This is a genomic window from Vibrio sp. Vb1574 (genome assembly GCF_033338675.1).
In genome coordinates this window covers 1-24,820 of the sequence record NZ_JAWOTC010000041.1, presented here as the reverse complement: position 1 = coordinate 24,820, position 24,820 = coordinate 1, and the positions used below count along the sequence as shown (strand labels likewise).

18 protein-coding genes and 5 tRNA genes are annotated in these 24,820 nt (G+C 45.3%); 11 read left to right on the top strand and 12 right to left on the bottom strand.

Annotation, left to right across the window (positions count from 1 at the left end; genetic code table 11):
• Positions 1–2: 2 nt before the first annotated feature.
• The 4 genes from R7O12_RS19435 (at position 3) to R7O12_RS19420 (ending at position 4,854) form a co-directional block, all read left to right on the top strand.
• A complete protein-coding gene (locus tag R7O12_RS19435; protein WP_005379118.1) occupies positions 3–575 on the top strand; it encodes a sigma-70 family RNA polymerase sigma factor in 573 nt (190 codons plus the stop codon).
• Positions 576–577: 2 nt separating this feature from the next.
• Positions 578–2,137 carry a hypothetical protein gene (locus tag R7O12_RS19430; RefSeq protein WP_182016011.1) on the top strand — a complete coding sequence of 520 codons (1,560 nt, stop codon included), beginning with the start codon at positions 578–580 and terminating at the stop codon, positions 2,135–2,137.
• A gap of 262 nt (positions 2,138–2,399) precedes the next feature.
• Complete coding sequence (locus R7O12_RS19425) at positions 2,400–4,721, top strand: acid phosphatase (RefSeq protein ID WP_318126283.1); 2,322 nt, start codon at positions 2,400–2,402, stop codon at positions 4,719–4,721.
• Positions 4,711–4,854 (top strand): hypothetical protein, encoded by a 144-nt coding sequence (locus R7O12_RS19420; RefSeq protein WP_012841245.1) that lies wholly within the window; start codon positions 4,711–4,713, stop codon positions 4,852–4,854. Before R7O12_RS19425 ends, R7O12_RS19420 begins: the two co-directional genes overlap by 11 nt.
• Before the next feature lie 75 nt (positions 4,855–4,929).
• Here R7O12_RS19420 and R7O12_RS19415 read toward each other — a convergent pair whose 3' ends face one another.
• From R7O12_RS19415 to R7O12_RS19395, 5 genes are all read right to left on the bottom strand, one after another.
• Positions 4,930–5,943, bottom strand: coding sequence for an SPOR domain-containing protein (locus R7O12_RS19415; RefSeq protein WP_318126282.1), 1,014 nt, complete (start codon positions 5,941–5,943; stop codon positions 4,930–4,932).
• Positions 5,944–6,100: 157 nt separating this feature from the next.
• On the bottom strand, positions 6,101–7,051 hold the full coding sequence (locus R7O12_RS19410; RefSeq protein ID WP_005384239.1) for an ABC transporter permease: 951 nt from the start codon (positions 7,049–7,051) through the stop codon (positions 6,101–6,103).
• 2 nt (positions 7,052–7,053) lie between these two features.
• On the bottom strand, positions 7,054–8,031 hold the full coding sequence (locus tag R7O12_RS19405; protein ID WP_005379110.1) for an ABC transporter permease: 978 nt from the start codon (positions 8,029–8,031) through the stop codon (positions 7,054–7,056).
• A gap of 147 nt (positions 8,032–8,178) precedes the next feature.
• Positions 8,179–9,732: an ABC transporter substrate-binding protein gene (locus R7O12_RS19400; protein ID WP_005379109.1), complete on the bottom strand. Its 1,554-nt coding sequence runs from the start codon at positions 9,730–9,732 to the stop codon at positions 8,179–8,181.
• Positions 9,733–9,824: 92 nt separating this feature from the next.
• On the bottom strand, positions 9,825–11,540 hold the full coding sequence (locus R7O12_RS19395; protein WP_005379108.1) for a dipeptide ABC transporter ATP-binding protein: 1,716 nt from the start codon (positions 11,538–11,540) through the stop codon (positions 9,825–9,827).
• Positions 11,541–12,201: 661 nt separating this feature from the next.
• Between R7O12_RS19395 and R7O12_RS19390 the strand changes: the two genes are divergently transcribed.
• On the top strand, positions 12,202–12,927 hold the full coding sequence (locus R7O12_RS19390) for an HAD family hydrolase (RefSeq protein ID WP_005379107.1): 726 nt from the start codon (positions 12,202–12,204) through the stop codon (positions 12,925–12,927).
• A gap of 195 nt (positions 12,928–13,122) precedes the next feature.
• Here the strand turns inward: R7O12_RS19390 and R7O12_RS19385 are convergent.
• The 5 genes from R7O12_RS19385 to R7O12_RS19365 form a co-directional block, all read right to left on the bottom strand.
• A tRNA-Pro gene (locus R7O12_RS19385) sits at positions 13,123–13,199 on the bottom strand.
• Positions 13,200–13,263: 64 nt separating this feature from the next.
• Positions 13,264–13,339, bottom strand: a tRNA-His gene (locus R7O12_RS19380).
• 48 nt (positions 13,340–13,387) lie between these two features.
• Positions 13,388–13,464, bottom strand: a tRNA-Pro gene (locus R7O12_RS19375).
• A gap of 69 nt (positions 13,465–13,533) precedes the next feature.
• Positions 13,534–13,609: transfer RNA gene (locus R7O12_RS19370), tRNA-His, on the bottom strand.
• Between the two features lie 33 nt (positions 13,610–13,642).
• Positions 13,643–13,719: transfer RNA gene (locus R7O12_RS19365), tRNA-Arg, on the bottom strand.
• 335 nt (positions 13,720–14,054) lie between these two features.
• Here R7O12_RS19365 and R7O12_RS19360 point away from each other — a divergent pair.
• Entirely contained in the window at positions 14,055–14,468 is a 414-nt protein-coding gene (locus R7O12_RS19360) for a c-type cytochrome (protein ID WP_005384252.1), read from the top strand.
• 73 nt (positions 14,469–14,541) lie between these two features.
• Here R7O12_RS19360 and rep read toward each other — a convergent pair whose 3' ends face one another.
• Positions 14,542–16,557 (bottom strand): DNA helicase Rep, encoded by a 2,016-nt coding sequence (rep, locus tag R7O12_RS19355; protein WP_005379104.1) that lies wholly within the window; start codon positions 16,555–16,557, stop codon positions 14,542–14,544.
• Between the two features lie 170 nt (positions 16,558–16,727).
• Between rep and R7O12_RS19350 the strand changes: the two genes are divergently transcribed.
• From R7O12_RS19350 to ubiK, 4 genes are all read left to right on the top strand, one after another.
• Positions 16,728–17,309 carry a TetR/AcrR family transcriptional regulator gene (locus tag R7O12_RS19350; protein WP_005384254.1) on the top strand — a complete coding sequence of 194 codons (582 nt, stop codon included), beginning with the start codon at positions 16,728–16,730 and terminating at the stop codon, positions 17,307–17,309.
• Between the two features lie 18 nt (positions 17,310–17,327).
• Entirely contained in the window at positions 17,328–18,434 is a 1,107-nt protein-coding gene (gene vmeC, locus R7O12_RS19345) for a multidrug efflux RND transporter periplasmic adaptor subunit VmeC (RefSeq protein ID WP_238970144.1), read from the top strand.
• A 12-nt stretch (positions 18,435–18,446) separates the two neighbouring features.
• The gene (gene vmeD / locus R7O12_RS19340) at positions 18,447–21,569 is read left to right on the top strand and encodes a multidrug efflux RND transporter permease subunit VmeD (RefSeq protein ID WP_005384257.1); all 3,123 of its coding nucleotides are present in this window, start codon (positions 18,447–18,449) and stop codon (positions 21,567–21,569) included.
• A 131-nt stretch (positions 21,570–21,700) separates the two neighbouring features.
• A complete protein-coding gene (gene ubiK, locus R7O12_RS19335; RefSeq protein WP_005379099.1) occupies positions 21,701–21,952 on the top strand; it encodes a ubiquinone biosynthesis accessory factor UbiK in 252 nt (83 codons plus the stop codon).
• A gap of 185 nt (positions 21,953–22,137) precedes the next feature.
• Here the strand turns inward: ubiK and ilvC are convergent, their stop codons facing one another.
• Entirely contained in the window at positions 22,138–23,622 is a 1,485-nt protein-coding gene (gene ilvC, locus R7O12_RS19330) for a ketol-acid reductoisomerase (RefSeq protein WP_012841252.1), read from the bottom strand.
• Between the two features lie 143 nt (positions 23,623–23,765).
• On the opposite strand from ilvC, the gene ilvY reads away from it, so the two are divergent.
• Positions 23,766–24,656 (top strand): HTH-type transcriptional activator IlvY, encoded by an 891-nt coding sequence (gene ilvY, locus R7O12_RS19325; RefSeq protein ID WP_005379097.1) that lies wholly within the window; start codon positions 23,766–23,768, stop codon positions 24,654–24,656.
• Positions 24,657–24,820 lie beyond the last annotated feature (164 nt).

The window sequence follows — 24,820 nt, the reverse complement described above, 5'->3', positions numbered from 1 at the left end:
CCATGGCAACAGCAGTAGCACTGACACAAATCATTCAACAATGGCAATCTGGTGATAAACGAGCTGAGAGCGAGCTCTATCAGTTTGCTTATTTACAGTTGCGTAAGATCGCCCAGCACGAGCGTGAACGAAATGCAGAAAAGTACGGCACCGACAACAAAGTACTGGCAGACAGCGTCAACAGCACCACGGCATTAATTCATGATGCTTACCTGAAAATGTCCAACTGCGACATGAGTGAAATTGAAACAAAGCGCGATTTCTTTTTGATGGCCGCCAAAGTGATGCGTCAAATCTTGATCGACAACGCACGCTCGCACCAAGCACAAAAGCGTCAACACATTACATTGATGAGAGATGAAGAAGATCGTTTCGAGCAATTGATTATCATGGATAAAGCTCTGGATAGTTTCAGTAGCCGCTATCCACGCCAATCGAGCGCACTCAAACTCAAGTATTTAATGGGCATGAAAAACCAAGAAATCAGTGAGCTACTCGAATGCAGCGCAAGCCTGATAGAGAAAGACCTCAAATTCTCTCGCAGTTGGCTACAATCACGAATGGCGCACACGTAATCATGAACAAAAAGCTTTGGATAATCGGCGCAGTATGCGTCGGTTTGTTCGGTATTTACTTCATTTCAAACAAACACAATTTGGCATCTGTGGAAGACTCGTCAGACAACGCCGACAAGTCAACCCAGCAAGCACATCGTCAATATGAGCGCACATCTTTAGTTGAAGTAAAGCAAGCGTTGACAGGTTCTGCGTTGGATCGCACTCATAAAAAAGCGGGAGATGACGCATTTAACTCCGCCCTTTTAGGACAACCAGGCCCTGTTACGAATCCATTTCATACCACAGAAGACAACACGTTTTACGAGTCAGCATTGGGTGATAAGAACAGCCGACCACAAGAGGACCCATCAGAGAATAATAAACCCATCATCAACCTCACTGTGGAACAGCAGCTACAAACCATTATTTATGCTTGGGAGCTGAAACAAAACTCTCCGGTGAGTTATTCGCTCAACCTTAACCAGCTTTTTGAAGACCCAGATGGCGATCTCCTCACCACTCAGATTTGGCTTGAAAACGCCAATGGGTTAAGAGTCCTCAACCAAGGACAAATGATGGTGCAAGGAGCGCCTGAGGAAATAAAAACCACCACATATTTGGCGGTAGCAGCGCGCGATGATTATCACGGTAATAGCGATCATGCATGGGTCACAACGCGCTTTGAGTTACCCGTTATCACACCCGATCAAAATGACACAGAACACTCGTTAGTTGGCGATGTAGTTTATCGCCTAGAGACGACACAAAATCTTGCAGGTATCGCGTACGCGTATGAAGTGGTGTATTGCGAGGCCTTTCAGTTTGAGGGGGGCGAAGTAAGTTATGCCGCCTCACACAACAAACGCCAGTGTCCTGAAAAGGGAGACTTGAAAAAAGTGGGCAAGTACAAAATCAGTGATGACTCGTTGATCGTTTATGTCCAAGGTGTACGCCAAATTTGGACCATCAAAAAAGAATACCCATCTCAGGTTCATGAAGATACTCGGAACTACTTCATCACCGTGTTTGATGGTAAACAATTCGAAAGCTATACCATGCAAAAGAACAAGCAGTCCATGGAAAAGCGCATCAATGTCCACACTGGCGAGTACGAATATCAAGGAACGTCGTTTGACTACCTCTTCCCAATTTCAGGAGGAGGTTACATAAACGGGACTGCTAGCAACTACATATTTGATAGAAGTGTTCAGGGTAACGAACCAGTGCACAAACTGGACTCTGATCTCAATATGAAATCAAATCAACATGACCTCTTTTGTCATGATTATTTATTTTACTGGTACAGCTCTATCGTAGCTGGGCGAGGAGAGTTTGCCGATATTATCTCTAGCTCAATGGATTTTGACAACGTGACACCAATACATTGTGCTGACTGGCCAGATAATTACTGGCAACGAACATTTATGTTTTACAACCTTGAATACACAGATTACGACATATTCATTCCAGGCGAAGTCTACAGTTATGTGCTTAAACCTCACCCTCAATTTGCTGATCGCGTTGAGGAATTTAAGATCAACATGATTTATCACGCCCCTGTCCTTAGAGACACCCAATAAACCTTTTTTACCGGTGGTTATATTAACAAAACAATCATTCCCAAAATAAAACTGGAACCGTGATCAAATTATAAATTTTCCATCATAGACAAAAAATAGAAATAAATTTTACGGGTTTTGTGCGGATTTTCGTGTCTTGAACCTAAGCTCAATAGTCATTAAAAAGACACCACTCTCTTATATCTCACTAGTGAGATATAAAGAAAAAAATAATAAAAAAAGCGACTTTCTCATTCGGAAACGAAACAAGGACAAATAAATAATGAATAAGGTGAGTTTACTAGCAGCGTCAGTGGCTATCGCTCTTACAGGCTGTGGCGGTTCAGATGGTGGTTCAAACAGTGCTAACGACGGCGTTGTGATCACAGGTTTTGACGGCTACTTCAAGCATGCCGTTGTTTTTGAAGATACGAACAACAACGGCCAATGGGACACTCAAGAAACATTCCTTGGTCTGACCGATGAGAAAGGTCAACTGAAATTGGATGCAAAACCAGAAAGCACTCTAGCGCTACAGACCATCACACCAAACGGTTCAAAGCAGAAACAGCTCATCGCCTTGGATGCGAAAGAGTACGCTGGCAAATACACGGTTGATATGGATCATCCAGGCCAAGCTATGGCGCACGAAATCGTATTCCGTGCACCAACATCGTCAAACGTGATTTCACCTATCACGGATCTTGTGGCGATTGAAATGGCAAAAGATCCAGCCATTAGTGAAGAAGATGCGAAAGCGAAAGTAAACCAAGCGCTAGGAGGCTCAGAAGAAGCACCAATTGATCTGTACAGTGATTTTGTTGAAGGTGCGACAAAAAACGCCGAACTACATAAAACCGCTCAGATTCTGACCGACTCGAAAGCACAAAACCCAACGAACTACGAGAAAAAAGCCACGGAGTTTGCTCAAGCGGCAAACCAAGAAGTGGAACGTCTTGTTGCATCTGGCGAAAACATCAATGACCCAAATCTACGTCCAATCATCACTGACGCGACCCCAGACAGCGACACCTTAGCACCTGAAACGGTAGTTAATAACAAGCTAACCATAAACAAAATCGTCGAAAAGGCAGCTAAAGATAAGCTAGAAAAACTACCAAAAATCGTACAAGGCGTGGACTTTGATGGCTTAGAGCTAGACATTGAAGGTCTATTTGCAGACAAAGACCAAAACCTTGTGACAACCAAACTGACGCACAGCTTTGCAGGCACAGGCATTGAAGTTGTGCAAACTGGCAACCTGATTGTTCTACATCCAACTGCAATCGTAGAGAAAGCTGGTGATTTTGAGATTGTTCTAACGGCGCAAGACATTGATTCGTCAGGTAAGGTTTTGGGTACGGTAAGCACCGTATTTAAGTTCGAAATCGAATCGGCAAACTTACCACCAATGGTTGTAGAAACAGAACAAGCGCGTCTGCAGTCCATCGTTGATGGTTGGTACCTACAACAAGGTGAAGTGTTTGAACAAACACTCGATATTTCTGGTTTGTTCCAAGATAAAGACGGTCAAATTACCGACTACTCAGCGGACTATGTAGACATTGAAGGTTTAACAGTATCTGAGGATGGTAATGCAATTATCACCATTAAAGGCACACCAACAAAAGCAGGTGAAGCTGGAGTAGTACTGGCGATTAGCGCAACAGATGGCCATACCGCGGTACAAATTGCGCTCAGCATGCCAACGGTTATCGAAGGCGTCACGCCACCACCAGTAGTACCGACTTTGGGCTTCACTCACGAGCACTTCAACGGTCAAGAATGGAAAATGGGTAGCTTCGCTCAAAAAGACGGTGAAATCGGCTACGCCATGCTGATGCAAGATTCTGCAGGCCTACTATTCTGCTGGGGTTCAAACCACGATGAGATGAATCAAGAGTACAAAGCGAACATCAGTGACTTCCTAAAAGACACATGGGAACACGATGCTTACGCCATTCTTGCCGATCTGGACCAACAAACTGGTTACACGGAATACAACAATAAAGACTGTAACGACGTTGAGCTGAAAGACGGTAAGCTATACAACAGCTACGGCGACGAGTATGAAATGTTGTACCAGCACAAAACCGAGCATAACGGCACTCAAATGATCGTTAAAATATCAGATGATGAGCTGTTCTGGATGGACTCAAGCAATACCCCATTTGCAGAATCACTTTCGGTTGCAGAACACATCAAACACGGCACAGTAGAGCATGACTTGATGGTAGAAAGTAATGGCACAGGCGACGACACAGTCCTGAAATACTCGTCAGGTGCGTACGAATACGACACTGATACTTACAACTACACTTCGTTCATGCCAACAGGATTCCAAACTCCAGGTAATTGGGAAATCCAGAATGATGAAGACCGTGAACTGCTGATTCTAGAAGAAACAGGCTCAGAGTCAGATTACAAAACTCGTCATCGTTACATCAACCGCGATTTTGGTGACTTTTATATTGGTATTCGTTGGAGTAAAGAACAAAACGGTCATGAATCCGCACCGGAATATGGTCTGTACTCTAACAGCAAAGAAGCCATGACAAGCATCGCGAGTTCACTACCGATTTTGGAGCCTGGTGATGATGACTAAAGCAACCATCGTTAACCCTTGCTGTGATAGCGTGCATTTGCGCAGAAGACGCAGAACACTTTGGGAACGATTGGTCGGCATCAAAGAAGTGTATATCTGCTCTAACTGTCACAAAGAAACGCCACTCAAATAGCGATAATATTTGAGACCGCAAAAAAGCCCCGAACTCGGGGCTTTCTTCTATATTTTGACCACAATATCTGAGTCGTTATTTCACGCACACCACGTTCAATAATGAGGTCCCGGTGAGCTGATTGGGCTCACGATCGGCGAACAAACCTTTCTTATCTTTGCCCCAATACGGCAGTTGCAGTGGCCATTGATTTTTTTCCATCACCCCAGACGCCCTCAGCGCTTTAAACTCTGCAGGGTTAGCTAAGTTCATACCCAGTTGCTGACATACTTTGTGCGAGTTTTCGTAGTTGAGGCGGTTCCACGGCTTACCATGTTCCATGTAAAACTGATTATGGTGATCGAGTAAATATGGGACCACGTACGTTTTGCCCTGTACTGAAGTACTCAAGCGAACTTCAATGTCATCATTTCCGGTGACAATTGGCTTCGCTTTGGTCTTAGCAACAGGCGTAGACGAAGAGCTATCACGTGAACTTTTTGCCTTGGTATCTGGCTTCTCTGCCCGCGCTTTAAAGGCGTCGGTATCAGCTCGCACAGCAGGAACTGGCGCGGGTTTCGGGGTCACCGTCGGTGTTGGCTTAACCGAAGATGCGGCTGATTTCGACGATACAGTAGGTGTAGGTGGTGTTACTGGTTGTTTCGTCCCTTTCCCAACCACTCGGATGAACGCCTCTTTGTAATTCGACAAGGTTTTGACTCCTCGTAAGTCATCCCTCGCATCAGACAATGCCTTGTAAGGTCCAATCAAACAGCGATAGCCTTTGGATTCAGGCTTCATCCATACGTCGGTCGTGATTTTACTATAGAGAGGCTTAGCTTTCGCGAGAGACATAGGCTTGGGTAGCAATCCGCATTGAATCCAGTAAAGGTAGTTGCCCCCCTGCGGCACTTTCTTTCCCCATACTCCGTTACCAATTGGGCACGTTTTCTCAAGCATCGGTAATTCTTTCTCGCTGGCTTGAGTGGCTTGGCAAAGGAACTCCTCCGCCTCAACTGGATTAGAAAACTGGGCGCATACCAGCAACAAACCCAAAGCCAGGCTTGCTTGGAAGACGTTAGATGGGCGTTGGGCCTTCTTCATTTCCATACACTTCACTCTAAATTAGTGGGTAAGGTCATCATGGCGGAAAAGCGCCAAAAAAATGTGAACAAAGAATAACTAGCAAAAAAAGAGCCGGAATTTGCATCCGGCTCTCAGTTTAGGAAGGAATTAAGTGAATTTACAACGCTTGGTGGGAAAATTCTTATCCTTTGTACAGTTTCGGGTTGAATACATCACGTAGCCAGTCGCCCAACAGGTTGATAACCAAAACCAATGTTACTAGCACGATGCCAGGGAAAGCAGTAATCCACCATGCACCAGAGAAGATGTAGTTAAAGCCGATGCTGATTAGCGCACCCAGTGACGGCTGATCGACTGGCAGACCCAAACCTAGGAATGACAGCGCCGCTTCCGACATGATCGCGTTCGCTACCTGTACCGTCGAGATAACCAAGATTGGCGATAGACAGTTTGGCAGAATGTGACGGAACATGATTCGCGGAGCTTTAAAGCCCATCACACGCGCCGCTTCGACGTATTCTTTCTTCTTCTCTGCCAATACCGAGGCACGAATAGTCCGTGCGTATTGCGGCCATTCTGCCACACCGATGATCACCACCAGCATGACCACCGCATATTGGCTGTAAAAATCACTGCCAAAGCTGGCTTTAAAGATTGCAGAGACGATGATCGCCACCATCATGGTCGAGAACGATAGTTGAACATCCGCAAAGCGCATCAAGAAGCTATCGATACGACCACCGAAGTAACCCGCCGACAAACCAATGATGATACCCAGAATCAACTGAAGACCGACGGCTAAAAAGCCGATCGTCAAAGACAAACGAGAACCGTAAAGAATGGTCGATAAAATATCACGGCCTTGCTCATCAGTACCAAGAACAAAACGCTCATCGCCATCTTCCATCCACGAAGGTGGCAACTCAGAATCCATGATGTCGATAGACGTCAGATCGTACGGGTCTGTTGGCGCAAGAATCGGTGCAGCCAATGCCAATACTAAGAACATCATAAAGACGGTAAAACTCGCCATCGCCACTTTGTCGCGTTTGAAGTAATACAGAAAATCTGACTCTTTGAAACGCTGCCACGCTGATGGAGCAGGAGCTGGTGTTAAATTTGATTGGCTCATGATTAAGCTCCTTTTCCAGTTAGGTTCACAGTTGGGTTGATGATGCCGTACAGCAAGTCAACGATGGTATTGGTTACCACGAAGATCAGACCAACAAAGATAACGTAGGCAGTGATCAGCGGTGTATCTACACGGTTGATTGCCTCTAGGAAAAGGAAGCCAGTGCCCGGCCATTGGAACACGGTTTCAGTAAGAATGGTGTAGGCCACCATGGTACCAATCTGCACACCACCTACTGTCAATACTGGTAGCATGGTGTTCTTAAGTGCATGTTGGTAATAAATCTTTTGTAAGTTCAAACCTTTTGCTTTGGCGAACTTAATGTATTCCGAACTCAGAACTTCCAGCATTTCTGAACGCACCAAGCGGATGAACAACGGCAACATGATAGACGCTAGCGCAATACAAGGTAGGATGAGGTGCTTGATACCATCAATGGTAAAGAAGCCAGATTCCCAACCGAGCACATTAGCGGTCTCGCCCCGCCCGTAGGAAGGCAGCCAACCGAGTTCTATGGAGAAGACATACATCAGCATGATTGCGGTTAAGAACACCGGAATCGAGATACCGACACTGCTCATCGCCATGACAAATTTGGTAAAAACACTCTTAGGATGAATCGCAGAGTACACCCCAAGCGGAATAGAGAAAACAATGATGATAAGCGTCGCGCCAAACACGAGCTCTAATGTAGCTACCAGCTTGTCGAGAATCACCTCAACCGCAGGTCGCTTGAAAAAATATGAGGTACCCAAATCACCTTGCAGTGCATTACCCACAAAGCGCGTGTACTTTGTGATAAAGGGATCGTTCAGGCCCAAGTCGTCGCGTAGCGCTTGACGCTCCGATTCCGAAACCGACTGACCTACAAGCTCACGCAGCGGATCACCCAGGTTGTCCTGAATGGCAAACGCCACCAAACTGATCACAAACATCACTATCAGTGCCTGAAACAGGCGCTTGACCAGAAACGAAAACATTCCTTGCCCCTTAACTATCCATAGATCTCTAAATTAGAGAGAAAATTCAGTCTAAATAACCAACTCAATCCGACTGAAACAAAACTGAGTCGAGTGCTTTAAGTTGAGGAGGGAAATCCATCCCTCCTCAAAGTCGACTAACCGTGATTATTCAACCACTAGGTCACCGAAGTAAGGCATTACCATTGGGTTAACGATGTCTGCCGCTTTCACGTTAGACTTCGCACCCCACGCTTCACTTTGCCAGTGTAGCGGTACGAATGCTGCGTCGTTGTATAGTGTTGCTTCTACACCTTTCAGCATTTCTGCACGTTTCGCAGGATCCGTTTCTACGTTCGCAGCTTCAACCACTTTGTCCATTTCTGGGTTTGAGTAGTAACCACAGTTGTACTGACCACGGCCCGTTTCTTCGTTACGAGTCATGGTTAGGAACTCGTTGAAGTTCGCCGAATCTTCCGTATCTGAGTGCCAACCGATCATCAGCATGTCTGCCGCACACTTGTCGAACTCTGGCCAGTATTGCGCTTTTGGCATGGTCTTCAGATCAACCTTGATACCGATCTTAGACAACATTGCCGCCGCCGCTTGTGCTACTTTCGCATCATTCACGTAACGGTTGTTTGGTGCGATCATCGTTAGCGTCAGGCCATTTTCGTAACCCGCTTCTTTCATCAGCTCTTTCGCTTTCTTCAGATCGTAGCGAGGAACCAGTTTGTCATCGTGACCCACGTAACCTGCCGGGCTTTGCTGACCAGCGGCCGTTGCGAAGCCTTTCATGATTTTCTTCACGATACCTTCGTTATTGATTGCGTGAACAATCGCTTGGCGAACGCGAACGTCTTTCAATGCTTCGTTGCTGTTTTGGTTTAGTTGGAACGTGATGATACGAGTACCAGGTAGCGTAACTAGGTCGATGCCGTCAGCATCTTCAACGCGTTTGTGGTCGTTTGGCGCTACAGGGTGAATCATGTCAACACCGCCAGAAAGCAGCGCTGCTACACGAGTTGCGTCTTCTTTGATTGGCACAAGCGTTAGCTTATCAACGTTACCTTTCGACTCTTTGTCCCAGTAATCTTTAAAGCGTTCAAATTCCACTTTTACGCCCTGTTCACGTGAAGTCACAATGAATGGACCCGTGCCAGATACGTTAGTCGATGCAAATGAGTTACCGTGCTTCACTAGCTCAGACTTGTCTTTGCCGTCCGCAGTTTTGCCAGTGTAGAACTTGCTGTCCATTGGGAAAATGTACGTTGCGGTTTGCAGCACTAGTGGGTAAGGACCTTTAGTTACAAGATCGAACGTGTTGTCGTCCACTTTGACGATTTTCTCGTACGGGTCGAAGATGTTTTTAAAGTCAGGAGAGCTTTGTAAACGCTGGAACGTCCACACGACGTCGTCAGCAGTTAGAGTATTGCCAGAATGGAATTTCACACCTTCACGCAGTTTGAAACGAACAGTCGTATCGTTAATACGTTCCCAACTTTCCGCTAGGCGAGGCTCGAAATCCATTTTTTGAGTAAAGCGAACCAACGGATCAAATACCATGTGTGACATTTGCAGTGTGCCACCTGATAGCTGCTCATGTGGGTCAAGCGATACTGGGTCAGCTGCATAGCCAACTTTGATATCTGCTGCCATTGCGTTAAAGCTTAGGCCCGCAGCCATTAGCGCCACTGCTAATTTGCTTTTCATGGTTTTCATTTGCATAACTCCTTCATGCGGGGATACGGATCCCTTGTTGTTGTGTTTGCGTCTTTGTTATGACTAAAGGTTAGCCAAGCGAATTGCTTGGTTTATGCCGTTTCGATCTCTTCTCGCAAGCCAGTAAACTCCGGCATCAGAGAAATCAATTTTTTGCTGTATTCGTGTTGAGGTGCCGTGAATAACTGTTCTGTTGGTGCCACTTCTAAAAGTGTACCCATTTGCATCACACCTACTCGGTCACACATCTGACGAATAACAGGTAAATCGTGGCTGATAAACAACATAGTCAAGTTCAGCTCACTTTGCAGATCTTTCAGCAAGTTTAGAATTTGTGCCTGTACCGATACGTCCAGTGCTGAGGTCGGTTCATCACAAATCAAAAGTCGAGGACGAGTCGCCAACGCACGCGCAATAGAAATACGCTGACGCTGACCACCGGAGAATTCATGAGGGTACTTAAGCCCAGCCATTCGACCCAAACCAACATGATCCAATAGGTCATTCACGATTTGGCGAGTTTCCGACTCGTTTTTCGTCAATTTATGGAAACGGATTGGCTCAGCAATAATATCGAATACCTTCATACGAGGGTTCATTGAAGTATATGGGTTTTGGAACACCATCTGCATTTGACGACGCATCGGGCGGCGCTCTTTCTCAGAGGTTAAAGCGGTCAGGTCAATGCCCTCGAATTTCACCTGACCAGAGTTAGGTTGGTATAAACCAGCAATCACACGTGCAATGGTCGATTTACCTGAACCAGACTCGCCCACCAAACCAAAGGTTTCGCCTTCGTGCACTTCAAAGCTCACATTATTAGATGCTTGCACGTATTCTCGGCGGCTCTCGAACAAAGAGTCTTTGGTAACAAAGCGAAGATTGACGTTCTTCACGTCCAAAAGCGGGCCAGTGTACTCACGCTCATCTTGGCTTTGTCCTAACCAGTGGTTCTTGATATCGAGTGGCTCCATTTCCGCCGCTTCTTCGATATAGCTTACTAACGGGAAACGATCTAGCTTTCTGTCTGAACGTGGTACCGCTGAAATTAGACTGCGAGTATAAGAGTGATCAGGATCGCCCAATACTTTGGCTGTTGGTCCAAACTCCACCAAGTCACCACGATACATTACCGCCACGCGATCGGTGACGTTGGAGACGACACCCATATCGTGAGTAACCAACATACAGCCGACATTGTTCTTGATACACAGCTCGCGGATCAAGTTGAGGATTTGGTCTTGGATAGAAACGTCTAACGCCGTAGTTGGTTCGTCCGCAATGATGAGATCAGGCTCACCAGCCAAAGCAATGGCAATGACAACACGCTGACGCATACCACCAGAGAATTGGTGCGGGTACTGTTTTAAGCGGTTTTCTGGTTGCGGAATACCAACCTGCTGCATAAGAGAAAGCGCGCGCTGATACGCCTCTTCATCAGAGACCTTCATGTTGGCGTGGATCGTCTCTTTCAGCTGTTGCTCAACAGTAAAAAGTGGATTGAGCGAGGTCATCGGATCTTGGAAAATAAAACCTATTTTCGAGCCGCGAACCTTACGCATCGCTTCTGGTGATAGGCCAGAAATTTTTTCTCCATCCAAGAAAACATCGCCGCTAGCAACGCGACCTGGAGGGCTAAGCAAATCAATAACGGCGTTACCAACGGTGGATTTACCCGCACCTGATTCGCCAACAACACCCACGATTTCACCACGTTCAATATGAAAAGAAAGTGACTTCACGGCAGCGTGAACGCCGTGTCGGGATGGGTATTCAATACGAAGGTTTTTCACTTCTAATAGTGACATTTCAGACCTCTACTGCCTTGTCTGTGGTATCGAATCATGCCAAAGGCACCATTCATCACCTGAATGAATCCGTTCAAATTCAGAATAATACTCTGAAATCTTAATGCGGAAATAATTTGGCAAAAATCACACAAAAAAGCAACAATTAAAGTATATTCCGCCGAAAAAACATTAAATAAACGCACAATTAGCGAATAAAAATGCATTAACAAGTATTTAACCATTTTCATATCACACTATTTTTGTGCGTCATGCACCAATAAAACTAGAAAAATGCTCTAAAAGCAAACATGAGCTAAACAAGATCATTAACCATATTATTCATGTGCATTTATTAACATTTAACAAACAATATCATATGCAAAAAGTGTTTTTTCAACATAAAAAACTATTAATAAAATAGTCGGCAAATACAAAAAGCCAAACTTAGGAAGAGAAAGGATAGGTCAAAACGTGAACAAAACAGCAAAACCACACAAATCCTGCTCCAATGCAGATTATGCGCCACTTAAGCGGTTTATTGACTAAGCAAAGGAAAGTACCGCTATCTTCATTCGTACGTCATAAGAAAACTCGCCGGTTTTAACCCTTTACGACACAATTGAGAGTGGGATAATAGATGAACAGTGTCAAAGCCAAGCCGTAAATAAAAGGAGCCCCTGTGCTTAAAGCGATTTTTTTTGATATGGACGAGACTTTATGTGCAACGTCACAAGCCGATAAAGTTGCAGGACAAGCGTTTACAACTTGGATTCATAAAACCTACCCACAAGTGACTGAGCCAAAAGCTTTTTTGCAGCGCTACTTACAGGGTGTATACAAAAAGCTGAATGCTGAGTTCCCTCACCTTGTTGCTCTGCTACCCGATGAAAATGCCTTCCGTTGTGGCCTGATCCAAAACATCTTGGCGGAGCAAGGCGTCAGCATCACTGCAAAAGAGGCTCAACAAGCTCAAGACTACTTTGACTCTGCACGTATGGGCGCGTTCACTTTCTTCCCTGGTGTAAAAGAAATGCTCAGCGACCTTCGTCAACATTACAAACTCGTCGTGATCACTAACGGCCCGATTTTTTCTCAACACCCTAAATTAAACGCGACACAAATGAGCAACTGGGTGGACCATATTATTGTGGGAGGAGAAGAGCCAGAAGAGAAACCTGCTACAAGTATTTTCCAAAAAGCGCTCGACTTGGTCGAAGTAAAACCAGAAGAGGCTCTACACGTGGGCGACTCTTTACCTGCTGACATTGCTGGCGCTAACAATATGGGCATTTTGAGTGTATGGGTGAATGCGACAGGCGCAAGCAACTCAACGGATATAACGCCAAGTTTTGAAATCCAAGAAACGGTAGAACTGAAAGAAATCCTTAAAACACTCGCCCAATAAAAGCAGCGGATTAGAAAACTACAAAACCCCAGACACTGCTCTGGGGTTTATTTTGTCAGCTCGAAAAGCATTTGGATCATAGGTGGTCAAAAGCCCCTAGAGCTGTACACTTTTGGGAAAAATTGAAATGGAATGCCGATTCTTTTCAGGAGAGATGCAAAAAAGCCCCAGTCTTTCGACTGAGGCTTTAAATAGTGGTCGGTGAAGAGGGATTCGAACCCCCGACCCTCTGGTCCCAAACCAGATGCGCTACCAAGCTGCGCTATTCACCGAACTGTATTTGCTGATTTTCTCAAATCAGACAGGACACTTCAACTAAGAAGTCACCTTAATTAATGGGGTGGCTAACGAGATTCGAACTCGCGACCACCGGAATCACAATCCAGGGCTCTACCAACTGAGCTATAGCCACCATCAATTTTTGCTGTTTACCGCTCTATTAGAGCCATAAACTAAATAGTGGTCGGTGAAGAGGGATTCGAACCCCCGACCCTCTGGTCCCAAACCAGATGCGCTACCAAGCTGCGCTATTCACCGACGATGTTTTATCTTGATTGAATCAAGATTGGGAGCAATGCTACCGCATTCAATCTAAAAAAGAAAGAATGGGGTGGCTAACGAGACTTGAACTCGCGACAACCGGAATCACAATCCGGGGCTCTACCAACTGAGCTATAGCCACCACTGATTTTTACCGATGTATCCTCCGAGGCAATGGTACGCCCGAAAGGATTCGAACCTTCGACCTTTGGCTCCGGAGGCCAACGCTCTATCCAACTGAGCTACGGGCGCATGCCCTATCGGCGGAGTGGAATAATACGGATATCACACTATGCCGTCTAGTACTTTTTTTACTTTTTTTATCGTTTGGTCTCTTTTTCGACAGTTATCTTCCGTTAAAGTGGATTTTTGATGTGATTCACGCCCTGTCATGGATAACTTGTTGTTTATTGCAACAAGTTATCGGGATATAATCACCCATTATTTACATTGATTTAACAGCTGCAACCAAGTTGTCTAATCATTCTATGCCATTCAGTGGAATTTAATGATTTCTCTGCTCGGCATTAATACTCTAACTATATAAATAGGTAAGTCACTTACCTCGGGAATGTGAAGTGGGTTTAATGGATATGTCTCGACAAATGATTAGCGTTTTGTTCGCTGCCTTAACGTTTTCTACGGCAGCTTTAGCTTCTGACATCAGCCAAACTGAATACGATGCGATCGCAGAACGCATCCAACCTGTCGGTGATGTTTATCTAGCGGGTTCTGAGCCAGTGAAAGAAGAGCCAACCGGTCCACGTGATGGCGCCACAGTTTATGGTACTTTTTGTATTGCTTGTCACGCATCTGGTGTAAACGGCGCACCTAAAACAGGTAATGCCGATGATTGGGCACCACGTATTGCACAAGGCAAAGATACGTTAGTGAAGCACGCATTAGAAGGCTTCAATGCGATGCCAGCCAAAGGAACCTGTATGGACTGTTCTGACGATGAAATCATCGCAGCAATTGACCACATGATTGAAGGTCTATAAGTAAAGACATCAACGAAAAAGGCTTGCCAGTTGGCAAGCCTTTTTGTTTTTAGTCAGTGAGAACAGGGTTACTTTACTTCTTAAACATTGCTCGAATATTGGCAATGTGTGCTTGACCTTTCGCCATACGCTCTTCTGCTGATACTGGCTTTTTGTTTACTTCCCATTCAACGTCATCAAATGGCAACTCATCCAAAAAGCGGCTTTGAGTCGGTTTGATCAACTCGCCGAACTGCCGACGCTCTTTGCACATAGTGAAAGTCAGTTCACGTTGCGCGCGAGTAATACCAACGTACATCAGGCGACGCTCTTCTTCCACGTTATCTTCATCAATACTGGTTTGGTGCGGTAAAATACCTTCTTCGGACCCAATTAAGTATACATATGGGAACTCAAGGCCTTTTGATGCGTGCAAGGTCATCAGTTGTACTGCATCACTGTCTTCATCTTCTTCACCGCGCTCCATCATGTCACGCAAGGTCAAACGTTGAACGACTTCTTTTAACGTTTTCTCTTCTTGATCGTAGTTGTCACCCTCTAGGTCCGCCACTATCCATGAATAAAGATCAGAAACGTTCTTCATTCGCATTTCAGCGGCTTTCGGACTTGCTGAAGTTTCGTATAGCCAATCTTCATAATGGATATCACGAACTAGCGAACGAACCGCTTCGACGGTATCACCACGCTCAGCTTGATCAGCAATCGCCACTAGCCATTGGGTGAAACGACGCAGGTTTTCTAGGCCACGTCCCGTTAGGTGCTGTTCGAGCCCCATTTCAAAGCTCGACTCAAACAGGCTCTTCCCTCGCATATTGGCATAACTGCCTAACTTCTCTAACGTTACTGGGCCAATTTCACGTCGTGGAGTATTCACAATGCGCAAAAATGCATTGTCGTCATCCGGATTAACCAAAACGCGCAAATACGCCATGATGTCTTTAATCTCTGCGCGCGCAAAAAACGAGGTGCCGCCAGAAATTTTATACGGTACACGGTTTTGCATCAGAGACTTTTCAATCAAACGTGATTGGTGGTTACCACGGTATAGAATCGCATAATCTTTATATTCGGTACGGTTTAGGAACTTATGCGCAATTAGTTCACCCGTTACGCGCTCTGCTTCATGCTCTTCATTTTTAGCCAACAACACTTTGAGTTTTTCACCGTCAGGAATTTCAGAGAACAAGGACTTCTCATAGACGTGAGGGTTGTTAGCTATCAAAATGTTGGCCGCACGCAGGATTCGACTCGTTGAACGGTAGTTTTGCTCTAGCTTAATCAAACGCAAATTTGGATAATCTTCACCCAGCAACACGAGGTTCTGAGGTTTCGCACCACGCCATGAATAAATAGACTGATCGTCATCCCCTACAACCGTCAATCGCCCACGTTCTCCGACAATTAATTTGACCAGCTCATACTGACTCGTGTTGGTATCTTGATACTCGTCAACCAGTAGGTAACGGATACGATTCTGCCAACGCTGACGAACATCTTCATGATTACGTAAGAGTAAAACGGGCATCAAAATTAGGTCATCAAAATCGAGCGCGTTATAGGCTTTCATTTGCTTTTGGTACATATCAAAACAGAACGCAAACAATTGTTGCTGTTCACCTTGCGCACGCGCTTTGGCTTGCTCTGGCGTCAACATGTCGTTTTTCCAGTTGGAAATACAACTCAGAAGCTGACGTAGCAGATCTTTATCACCATCAAGCTGCTTTTCGGTAAGTTCTTTGAGCAGCGCTAGCTGGTCTTGGTCATCAAACAGTGAGAAGCCCGCTTTCAACCCTAAATGCTTGTACTCACGCTTGATGATGTTCAATCCTAAAGTGTGGAATGTTGATACCATCAAACCTTTAGACTCACCTTTCCCTAACGTTTGACCTACACGCTCCTTCATTTCACGTGCTGCTTTGTTGGTAAACGTCACCGCAGCAATATTACGCGCTTTGTAACCACATTGCTGAACCAGATAAGCGATTTTATTGGTAATAACACGAGTTTTGCCCGAGCCAGCACCAGCTAGCACTAGGCATGGACCAGACACGTATTTCACGGCTTCATCTTGACTAGGGTTCAGCTTCATAGAAATTCTCTGCGGGTGATGAATGTGGCGCCTATGATAAAGGGGTGGCCTCGTGAAAGCTATGCTGATTTCTTGTAATTTTCACACCAATTAAGTGCAATATTCTGTTGCATAAATAGCGGGTATTTAAGCTATAATGAATGAACGTTCATTCACTAAAGGGTGACATTATGAAGGATAACCCTGCTGTAGATAAACGAGAACAAATCTTAGTCGCTGCTGAACAACTCATTGCTGAATCTGGCTTTCAAGGGCTTTCCATGCAAAAGCTCGCCAATGAGGCAGGTGTCGCAGCAGGGACGATTTACCGTTATTTCTCAGATAAAGAACATCTTTTAGAGGAACTACGCCTTAACGTTGCTAAGCGTGTTGCTACTGCGGTGCAACTAGGTGTTAGTGAAGAGATGCCTTTAAAACAGCGTTATCGAACCATGTGGCTCAATATTTGGAATCTAGCGAGCTCGAACTTAAGTGCGATCAGCAACCGAGTCCAATATGAATCTTTACCCTGTTCAAATAGTAGCAAAGCTCGGGAACTTGAGAGACAAATGTTTGCCCAAGTAGATCTTCTTTTTAATCAGGGTAAAGACGAGGGAGTATTCAAGCTTCTCGATAACGAAGTACTTTCTGGATTAAGTTTTGAGGCAAGTGTTGCACTTGCTCGGAAACACGCTTTGGGATTTTATCAACTGGATAAGACGGCATTAGAGGCCGCTATTGAAGCCAGTTGGGATGCAATTATTAAACACTAACTTGGAGTTCTTAATAGAATGAAAAAGTGGACTTTCTTTATGTTACTTATCGCCGTTCTCTTGTTCGGCAGCGTGATAGGTTTCAATTTATTTAAGCAACAAAAGATCGCTGAATACATGGCAAACCGTCCTGAACCTGAGTTCCCAGTAACCGTGACAGAAGTGCAAGCGGTGGATTGGGTACCAGTCATCGAAGCAATTGGTTTTATCGAGCCAAACCAAGGCGTGACGGTAGCAAATGAGACCAGCGGTGTTATCGATAAAATCGCATTTGATTCCGGTACTCAAGTTAAATCGGGTCAGCCATTAGTGCTGCTTGATTCTGAAGTCGAAAAAGCAAATTTGAAGAGCTCGCAAGCTAAGTTGCCAGCGGCAGAAGCGAAATACAAACGCTACCAAGGCCTATTCAAAAAAGGATCTATTTCTAAAGAAGCGTATGACGAAGCAGAAGCAAACTACTTCTCCTTAAAAGCAGACATTGAAAGCCTGAAAGCGACCATCGACCGACGCGAAATCAAAGCGCCATTTGATGGTGTGGTAGGTATTCGTAACGTGTACCTCGGTCAGTACCTACAGGCGGGCACCGACATTGTTCGCCTTGAAGATACCAGCGTGATGCGCTTGCGCTTCACCGTGCCACAAACCGATATTTCACGTATCAATATCGATCAAGAAGTGGATATCTTTGTTGACGCTTATCCAGACCAACCTTTCAAAGGGTCTATTTCTGCGATTGAACCAGCTGTAAACGTACAAAGTGGTTTGATTCAAGTTCAAGCGGATATCCCTAACAGTGACGGCAAACTGCGTAGTGGTATGTTCGCGCGTGCAAACATCATTCTGCCTAAATTAGAAAATCAGGTCACTCTACCTCAAACCGCGATCACATTTACGCTGTATGGCGACAATGTTTACATCGTAACAGAAGAAGATGGCGAAAAACGCGTTAAGCAGCATGTGGTAAAAGTTGGCGAACGCTCTAAAGATATCGCACACATTCTAGAAGGCGTGAAGCCAGGTGATATAGTGGTGACATCGGGTCAAGTCCGTTTGAGTAACCATGCGAAAGTAAGCATTGTCGAAAGCGATGCAACTACCCCACCTGCTGAAACACCAATGCTTTAAGTTGGAGGCATCATGCGCTTTACAGATGTTTTTATAAAACGTCCAGTTTTAGCGGTATCGATCAGCTTTTTGATTGCATTGCTTGGTTTGCAAGCGGTGTTCAAAATGCAGGTTCGTGAATACCCTGAAATGACGAATACGGTGGTAACCGTGACCACCAGTTACTACGGTGCAAGTGCCAACTTGATCCAAGGCTTTATTACTCAGCCATTGGAGCAAGCGGTAGCGCAAGCCGATAATATTGATTACATGACTTCGCAATCGGTACTGGGTAAATCGACCATTACTGTCAACATGAAGTTGAATACTGACCCAAATGCGGCGTTGTCTGACATTCTGGCGAAAACCAACTCGGTACGTTCACAGCTACCAAAAGAAGCCGAAGACCCAACCGTAACCATGTCGACAGGTTCGACAACGGCGGTACTGTACATCGGCTTTACGAGTGACGAGTTATCTTCAAGCCAGATCACTGACTACCTTGAACGTGTAATCAACCCGCAGTTGTTCACCGTAAACGGTGTGTCCAAAGTTGACCTGTATGGTGGTATGAAGTACGCACTGCGCGTATGGCTAGATCCTGCCAAAATGGGCGCTTTGAAGTTGACCGCAACCGATGTGATGAGCGTTCTTAACGCCAACAACTACCAATCTGCAACCGGTCAAGCGACGGGTGAGTTCGTGCTTTATAACGGTAGCGCAGATACTCAGGTATCAAACGTTGCTGAACTTGAAGCATTGGTCGTGAAAACTGGTGAAGGGGATGTCATCCGCCTAGGTGATATCGCTAAAGTAACGCTAGAGAAGAGTCACGACGTTTATCGCGCAAGTGCAAACGGTCAAGAAGCTGTGGTTGCAGCGATCAACGCAGCGCCAAGTGCTAACCCAATCAACATTGCAGCAGACGTACTTGAACTGTTGCCTCAGCTTGAGCGCAACCTACCAAGTAACATCAAAATGAACGTAATGTACGACTCAACTATCGCCATCAACGAATCGATTCACGAAGTAGTGAAAACGATTCTTGAAGCAGCAGTAATCGTACTTGTGGTTATCACACTGTTCCTGGGCTCATTCCGCGCGGTAATCATTCCTATCGTGACCATTCCACTTTCATTGATTGGTGTGGCAATGGTGATGCAGGCAATGGGGTTCTCTTGGAACTTGATGACGCTACTGGCGATGGTGCTTGCCATCGGTCTGGTGGTGGATGACGCGATCGTTGTACTAGAAAACGTTGACCGTCACATCAAAGAAGGGGAATCGCCATTCCGAGCTGCAATTATTGGTACGCGTGAAATTGCGGTTCCAGTTATCGCGATGACATTGACGCTAGGTGCAGTGTACGCGCCGATCGCATTGATGGGTGGTATCACCGGTTCATTGTTCAAAGAGTTCGCTTTGACACTGGCAGGTTCAGTATTCGTATCCGGCATCATCGCTTTGACACTATCACCAATGATGTGTTCGAAGATGCTGAAGGCGAACGAGAAGCCAAGCAAGTTTGAGCAAAAAGTTCACCATATCCTTGATGGCATGACCACTCGTTACGAAGGCATGTTGAAAGCGGTAATGGCTCATCGTCCGGTTGTTATTGCGTTTGCAATCATTGTATTTGCAAGCTTACCGGTCTTGTTCAAGTTTATTCCTAGCGAACTAGCACCATCTGAAGATAAAGGTGTGGTCATGCTGATGGGTACCGCCCCATCAAACGCGAACTTGGACTATATCCAAAATACCATGGATGACGTAAACCAAATACTCTCAGATCAACCGGAGGTGGAATACGCACAGGTCTTTAATGGTGTACCAAACTCAAACCAAGCGTTTGGCCTAGCAACATTGAAGCCTTGGAGTGAACGAGAGGCAAGCCAATCTGAAATCACGAAACGTGTGGGTGGCCTAGTATCAAGTGTGCCTGGTATGTCTGTCACTGCATTCCAAATGCCAGAGCTTCCAGGTGCAGGCTCAGGTCTACCTGTTCAGTTTGTAATTACAACACCAAATAGCTTCGAGAGCTTGTTTACTATCGCTAGCGATATTCTAACCGATGTTGCAAGTAGCCCAATGTTTGTCTATTCCGACCTGGATTTGAACTACGATTCAGCAACGATGAAGATCAAGATCGATAAAGACAAAGCGGGTGCCTACGGTGTGACGATGCAAGACATTGGCATCACTCTCAGCACCATGATGGCAGATGGTTATGTAAACCGAATCGACCTGAATGGTCGCTCGTATGAGGTGATTCCTCAAGTTGAGCGTAAATGGCGTCTAAACCCAGAATCGATGAAGAACTACTATGTACGCTCTGTAGATGGTAAAGCGGTTCCATTAGGCAGTCTGATTACTATCGATGTGGTGGCTGAGCCTCGCTCTTTGCCACACTTCAACCAGCTAAACTCAGCGACTGTGGGTGCAGTACCATCGCCTAGTGTTGCTATGGGTGACGCAATCGACTGGTTTGAGAATATTGCACAAACCAAGCTGCCTGCAGGCTATAACCACGATTACATGGGCGAATCTCGTCAGTTTGTAACGGAAGGTAGTGCCTTGTATGCAACCTTCGGTCTTGCACTTGCGATCATCTTCCTCGTTCTGGCGATTCAATTTGAATCACTCCGCGACCCTATTGTCATCATGGTATCTGTACCTCTGGCAATCTGTGGTGCCTTGATCGCATTGGCCTGGGGTACAGCCTCGATGAACATCTACTCGCAGGTTGGTTTGATCACGCTGGTCGGCCTAATAACCAAGCACGGTATCTTGATCTGTGAAGTAGCCAAAGAAGAGCAGTTACATAATAAACGGTCTCGTATTGATGCGGTGATGGAAGCTGCGAAAGTGCGTCTTCGCCCTATCCTAATGACCACTGCAGCGATGATCGCAGGTTTGATCCCGTTGATGTACGCAACAGGTGCAGGTGCCGCGCAACGTTTCAGTATCGGTATCGTCATCGTTGCTGGCCTTGCAATCGGTACACTGTTCACACTATTCGTACTACCTGTGATTTACAGCTACCTAGCTGAAAAACACAAACCTCTGCCAGTATTTGTTGAAGACAAAGACTTGGAAAAGTTAGCGCGAGTTGACGAAGCGAAAGCAGCTCATCGTGAATTAGCGGATAACAGATAAGCTATTAAGGCATTCAAAAAGGTCACTTCGGTGGCCTTTTTTATTGCTGCTCTCTTTTTTGCCATCTAAATGGCGACTTTCACGTATCATTTACTTAAAATGAGGACAAATCAAAAGGAGTTTTAGCCACTATGTTTGACCCAAAGAAATTAGAGCAAATTGCTAAACAGATTCACGACTCAATGCCTCAACCTGTAAAAGAATTGGGCTCTGATGTCGATCAGAAAGTTCGTCAAGTAATCCAAGGCCAGCTAAACAAGCTAGATGTTGTAAGTCGCGAAGAGTTTGATGTTCAAACTCAAGTTTTACTACGTACACGTCAAAAGCTAACAGAAATGGAACAGAAGTTGGCGCAACTTGAAGAAAAGCTTGCTGAAAAATAAGTATCAAAGCGCTCCTCACAAAGGAGCGTTTTTCTTATCGGCGCGCAGATAAATCGGCTAAAAACAAAAAGGCTTGGTCAACGGCGACCAAGCCTTTTGATTAGATGTTGTGTTTTATTTTGTATTTATCACTCCAGTCTGGCCAGAGTTCATTTAATATTTTCTCTACTTTGAAGCAAAGAAAATTAGCCACCAACCGCGATGCGCTTCATATCTGTCATATAACCACGTAGTTCTTCACCGATATATTCTACAGGGTGGTTTCGGATTGTTTCATTCACAGCGATAAGAGTCGCGTTATCCACTTGGTTAGAAGTTTCACCTAGACCTTTACCAATGACGTCTGTACTAACAGAAGGCATGAATTTTTCACGCAGTAGCGGCGTTGCTACATTAGCAAATAGGTAGTTACCATATTCAGCCGTATCAGAGATAACCACGTTCATCTCGTATAAACGCTTACGTGCGATAGTGTTTGCGATAAGTGGCAGCTCGTGTAGAGACTCGTAGTAAGCAGACTCATCGATGATGCCAGAAGCGGTCATCGCTTCAAATGCTAGCTCAACACCCGCACGAACCATAGCAACCATCAGGATACCGTTATCGAAGTACTCCTGCTCAGAAATTTCTACGTCAGTTTCTGGGTAGTTTTCGAAAGCAGTTTCACCCGTTTCTGCACGCCAGCCTAGTAGGTTTGCATCGTCGTTTGCCCAGTCAGCCATCATCGTGCTAGAGAAGTGACCTGTGATGATGTCATCCATGTGCTTGTTGTATAGCGGACGCATCAGCTCTTTTAGCTCTTCAGAAAGTTCAAATGCTTTTACTTTCGCAGGGTTAGTTAGGCGATCCATCATATGAGTGATACCACCAAACTTCAGAGCTTCCGTGATCGTTTCCCAGCCGTATTGAAGAAGCTTGCCTGCGTAGCCAGGATCGATACCATCAGCAATCATCTTCTCGTAACACACGATAGAGCCAGCCTGTAGCATGCCACAAAGGATAGTTTGCTCACCCATTAGGTCAGATTTCACCTCAGCAACAAAAGAAGACTCTAGACAGCCAGCACGGTGACCACCGGTTGCAGCAGCCCAAGCTTTCGCGATATCCCAACCTTCACCTTTTGGGTCGTTCTCTGGGTGAACAGCGATAAGAGTCGGTACACCGAAACCGCGCTTGTATTCTTCACGAACTTCCGTACCTGGACATTTAGGTGCAACCATTACTACCGTTAGGTCTTTACGGATTTGCATGCCTTCTTCAACAACGTTGAAACCGTGAGAGTAACCTAGTGCTGCGCCTTCTTTCATTAACGGCATTACCGTCTCAACAACGTTTGTGTGCTGCTTATCTGGAGTAAGGTTTACTACTAGATCAGCTTGTGGAATTAGCGTTTCGTAGCTACCTACCTCAAAACCGTTGTCTTTTGCGTTTTTGAATGACTGGCGTTGCTCATCAATCGCGGCTTGGCGAAGCGCATAAGCAACGTCTAGACCAGAGTCGCGCATGTTCAGACCTTGGTTAAGACCTTGAGCACCACAACCTACAATGACTACTTTCTTACCTTTCAGATAATCCGCTTCTGAAGCGAACTCACTGCGGTCCATAAAACGACAACGACCTAATTGGTCCAACTGCTCGCGCAAGTTTAGGGTATTGAAATAATTAGCCATCTGGGTGCTCCTTTGAGATTCTTCCATTGAGGTCAGTAATTGCCTTACCGAATAACTTCATACTAAAACAGACATGAGATTGCTTAAAGTGATATATTCACAATTAGTTATTGCAATTTATGCAACATGGAAATGAAAATTTAATGAATATCAAAAGCCTGCAACTTTTCATTCATCTCTGTGAGAGTAAAAGTTTCGCCAAGACCGCAGCGGCAATGCATATTAGCCCTTCAGCCTTAAGCCGACAGATACAAAAATTAGAGGAGGAAACCAGCCAACAATTGTTTTTACGCGACAACCGTAGCGTTGATTTAACTATCCAAGGTAAAAAGCTAGTCCCAGTTGCCTTAAAGATTCTTGGCGAATGGCAGCAGTATCAGAGTCACCTGAAGGGAACCGAGGATGAATTGAAAGGAGAAATCCGTCTCTTTTGTTCTGTTACTGCAAGCTACAGCCATCTTCCGGAGCTAATCTCTGACTTTCGTATTCAGAACCCTTTCATTGAGTTCAAACTATCAACCGGCGATCCAGCTCAAGCGATCGACAAAATACTAGCAGATGAAGCCGATATTGCCATATCAGCCAAGTCAGAACAGATGCCAAATAAAATCGCATTTGAAACGATCAGTGAAATCCCACTTTCTGTCATCGTACCTGTTGGGGTTAGTGCGTTTGCTGAAGAGCTACAAAAAGAAAAACCAGACTGGTCGGTCATTCCATTCATACTCCCAGAAGCAGGAACGGCAAGGGACAGGGCCAATACTTGGCTCAAACAAATGAAAATAAAGCCAAAGATCTACGCACAAACCTCCGGACATGAAGCCATCGTAAGTATGGTTGCATTGGGGTGTGGAGTAGGTATCGCACCTGATGTTGTAATCAACAACAGTCCGGTAAGAGAAAAGATAAATCGTTTAAAAGTCTTACCAATTAAACCTTTTAAACTTGGTGTTTGCTGCAACAAAACTCAGCTGGAGAATCCGCTTGTTAAAGCCTTTTGGAAGGTTGCAGAGAGCAAGTATATCGCACCTTAGATGAACACTTTTTAGGTATAAAGTGGGCTAATTTTAAAACTCTATAGATGCAAAAAAGCCCGCTCTTTCGAGCGGGCTTCTTAAAACTAAAGCCTGGCGATGTCCTACTCTCACATGGGGAAGCCCCACACTACCATCGGCGCTATTTCGTTTCACTTCTGAGT

Bases quoted from the DNA above. Each gene is read 5' to 3' on its own strand.
- R7O12_RS19435 (WP_005379118.1), top strand. From the start codon at position 3: ATGGCAACAGCAGTAGCACTGACACAAATCATTCAACAATGGCAATCT.
- R7O12_RS19430 (WP_182016011.1), top strand. From the start codon at position 578: ATGAACAAAAAGCTTTGGATAATCGGCGCAGTATGCGTCGGTTTGTTC.
- R7O12_RS19425 (WP_318126283.1), top strand. From the start codon at position 2,400: ATGAATAAGGTGAGTTTACTAGCAGCGTCAGTGGCTATCGCTCTTACA.
- R7O12_RS19420 (WP_012841245.1), top strand. From the start codon at position 4,711: ATGATGACTAAAGCAACCATCGTTAACCCTTGCTGTGATAGCGTGCAT.
- R7O12_RS19415 (WP_318126282.1), bottom strand. From the start codon at position 5,943: ATGGAAATGAAGAAGGCCCAACGCCCATCTAACGTCTTCCAAGCAAGC.
- R7O12_RS19410 (WP_005384239.1), bottom strand. From the start codon at position 7,051: ATGAGCCAATCAAATTTAACACCAGCTCCTGCTCCATCAGCGTGGCAG.
- R7O12_RS19405 (WP_005379110.1), bottom strand. From the start codon at position 8,031: ATGTTTTCGTTTCTGGTCAAGCGCCTGTTTCAGGCACTGATAGTGATG.
- R7O12_RS19400 (WP_005379109.1), bottom strand. From the start codon at position 9,732: ATGAAAACCATGAAAAGCAAATTAGCAGTGGCGCTAATGGCTGCGGGC.
- R7O12_RS19395 (WP_005379108.1), bottom strand. From the start codon at position 11,540: ATGTCACTATTAGAAGTGAAAAACCTTCGTATTGAATACCCATCCCGA.
- R7O12_RS19360 (WP_005384252.1), top strand. From the start codon at position 14,055: ATGGATATGTCTCGACAAATGATTAGCGTTTTGTTCGCTGCCTTAACG.
- rep (WP_005379104.1), bottom strand. From the start codon at position 16,557: ATGAAGCTGAACCCTAGTCAAGATGAAGCCGTGAAATACGTGTCTGGT.
- R7O12_RS19350 (WP_005384254.1), top strand. From the start codon at position 16,728: ATGAAGGATAACCCTGCTGTAGATAAACGAGAACAAATCTTAGTCGCT.
- vmeC (WP_238970144.1), top strand. From the start codon at position 17,328: ATGAAAAAGTGGACTTTCTTTATGTTACTTATCGCCGTTCTCTTGTTC.
- vmeD (WP_005384257.1), top strand. From the start codon at position 18,447: ATGCGCTTTACAGATGTTTTTATAAAACGTCCAGTTTTAGCGGTATCG.
- ubiK (WP_005379099.1), top strand. From the start codon at position 21,701: ATGTTTGACCCAAAGAAATTAGAGCAAATTGCTAAACAGATTCACGAC.
- ilvC (WP_012841252.1), bottom strand. From the start codon at position 23,622: ATGGCTAATTATTTCAATACCCTAAACTTGCGCGAGCAGTTGGACCAA.
- ilvY (WP_005379097.1), top strand. From the start codon at position 23,766: ATGAATATCAAAAGCCTGCAACTTTTCATTCATCTCTGTGAGAGTAAA.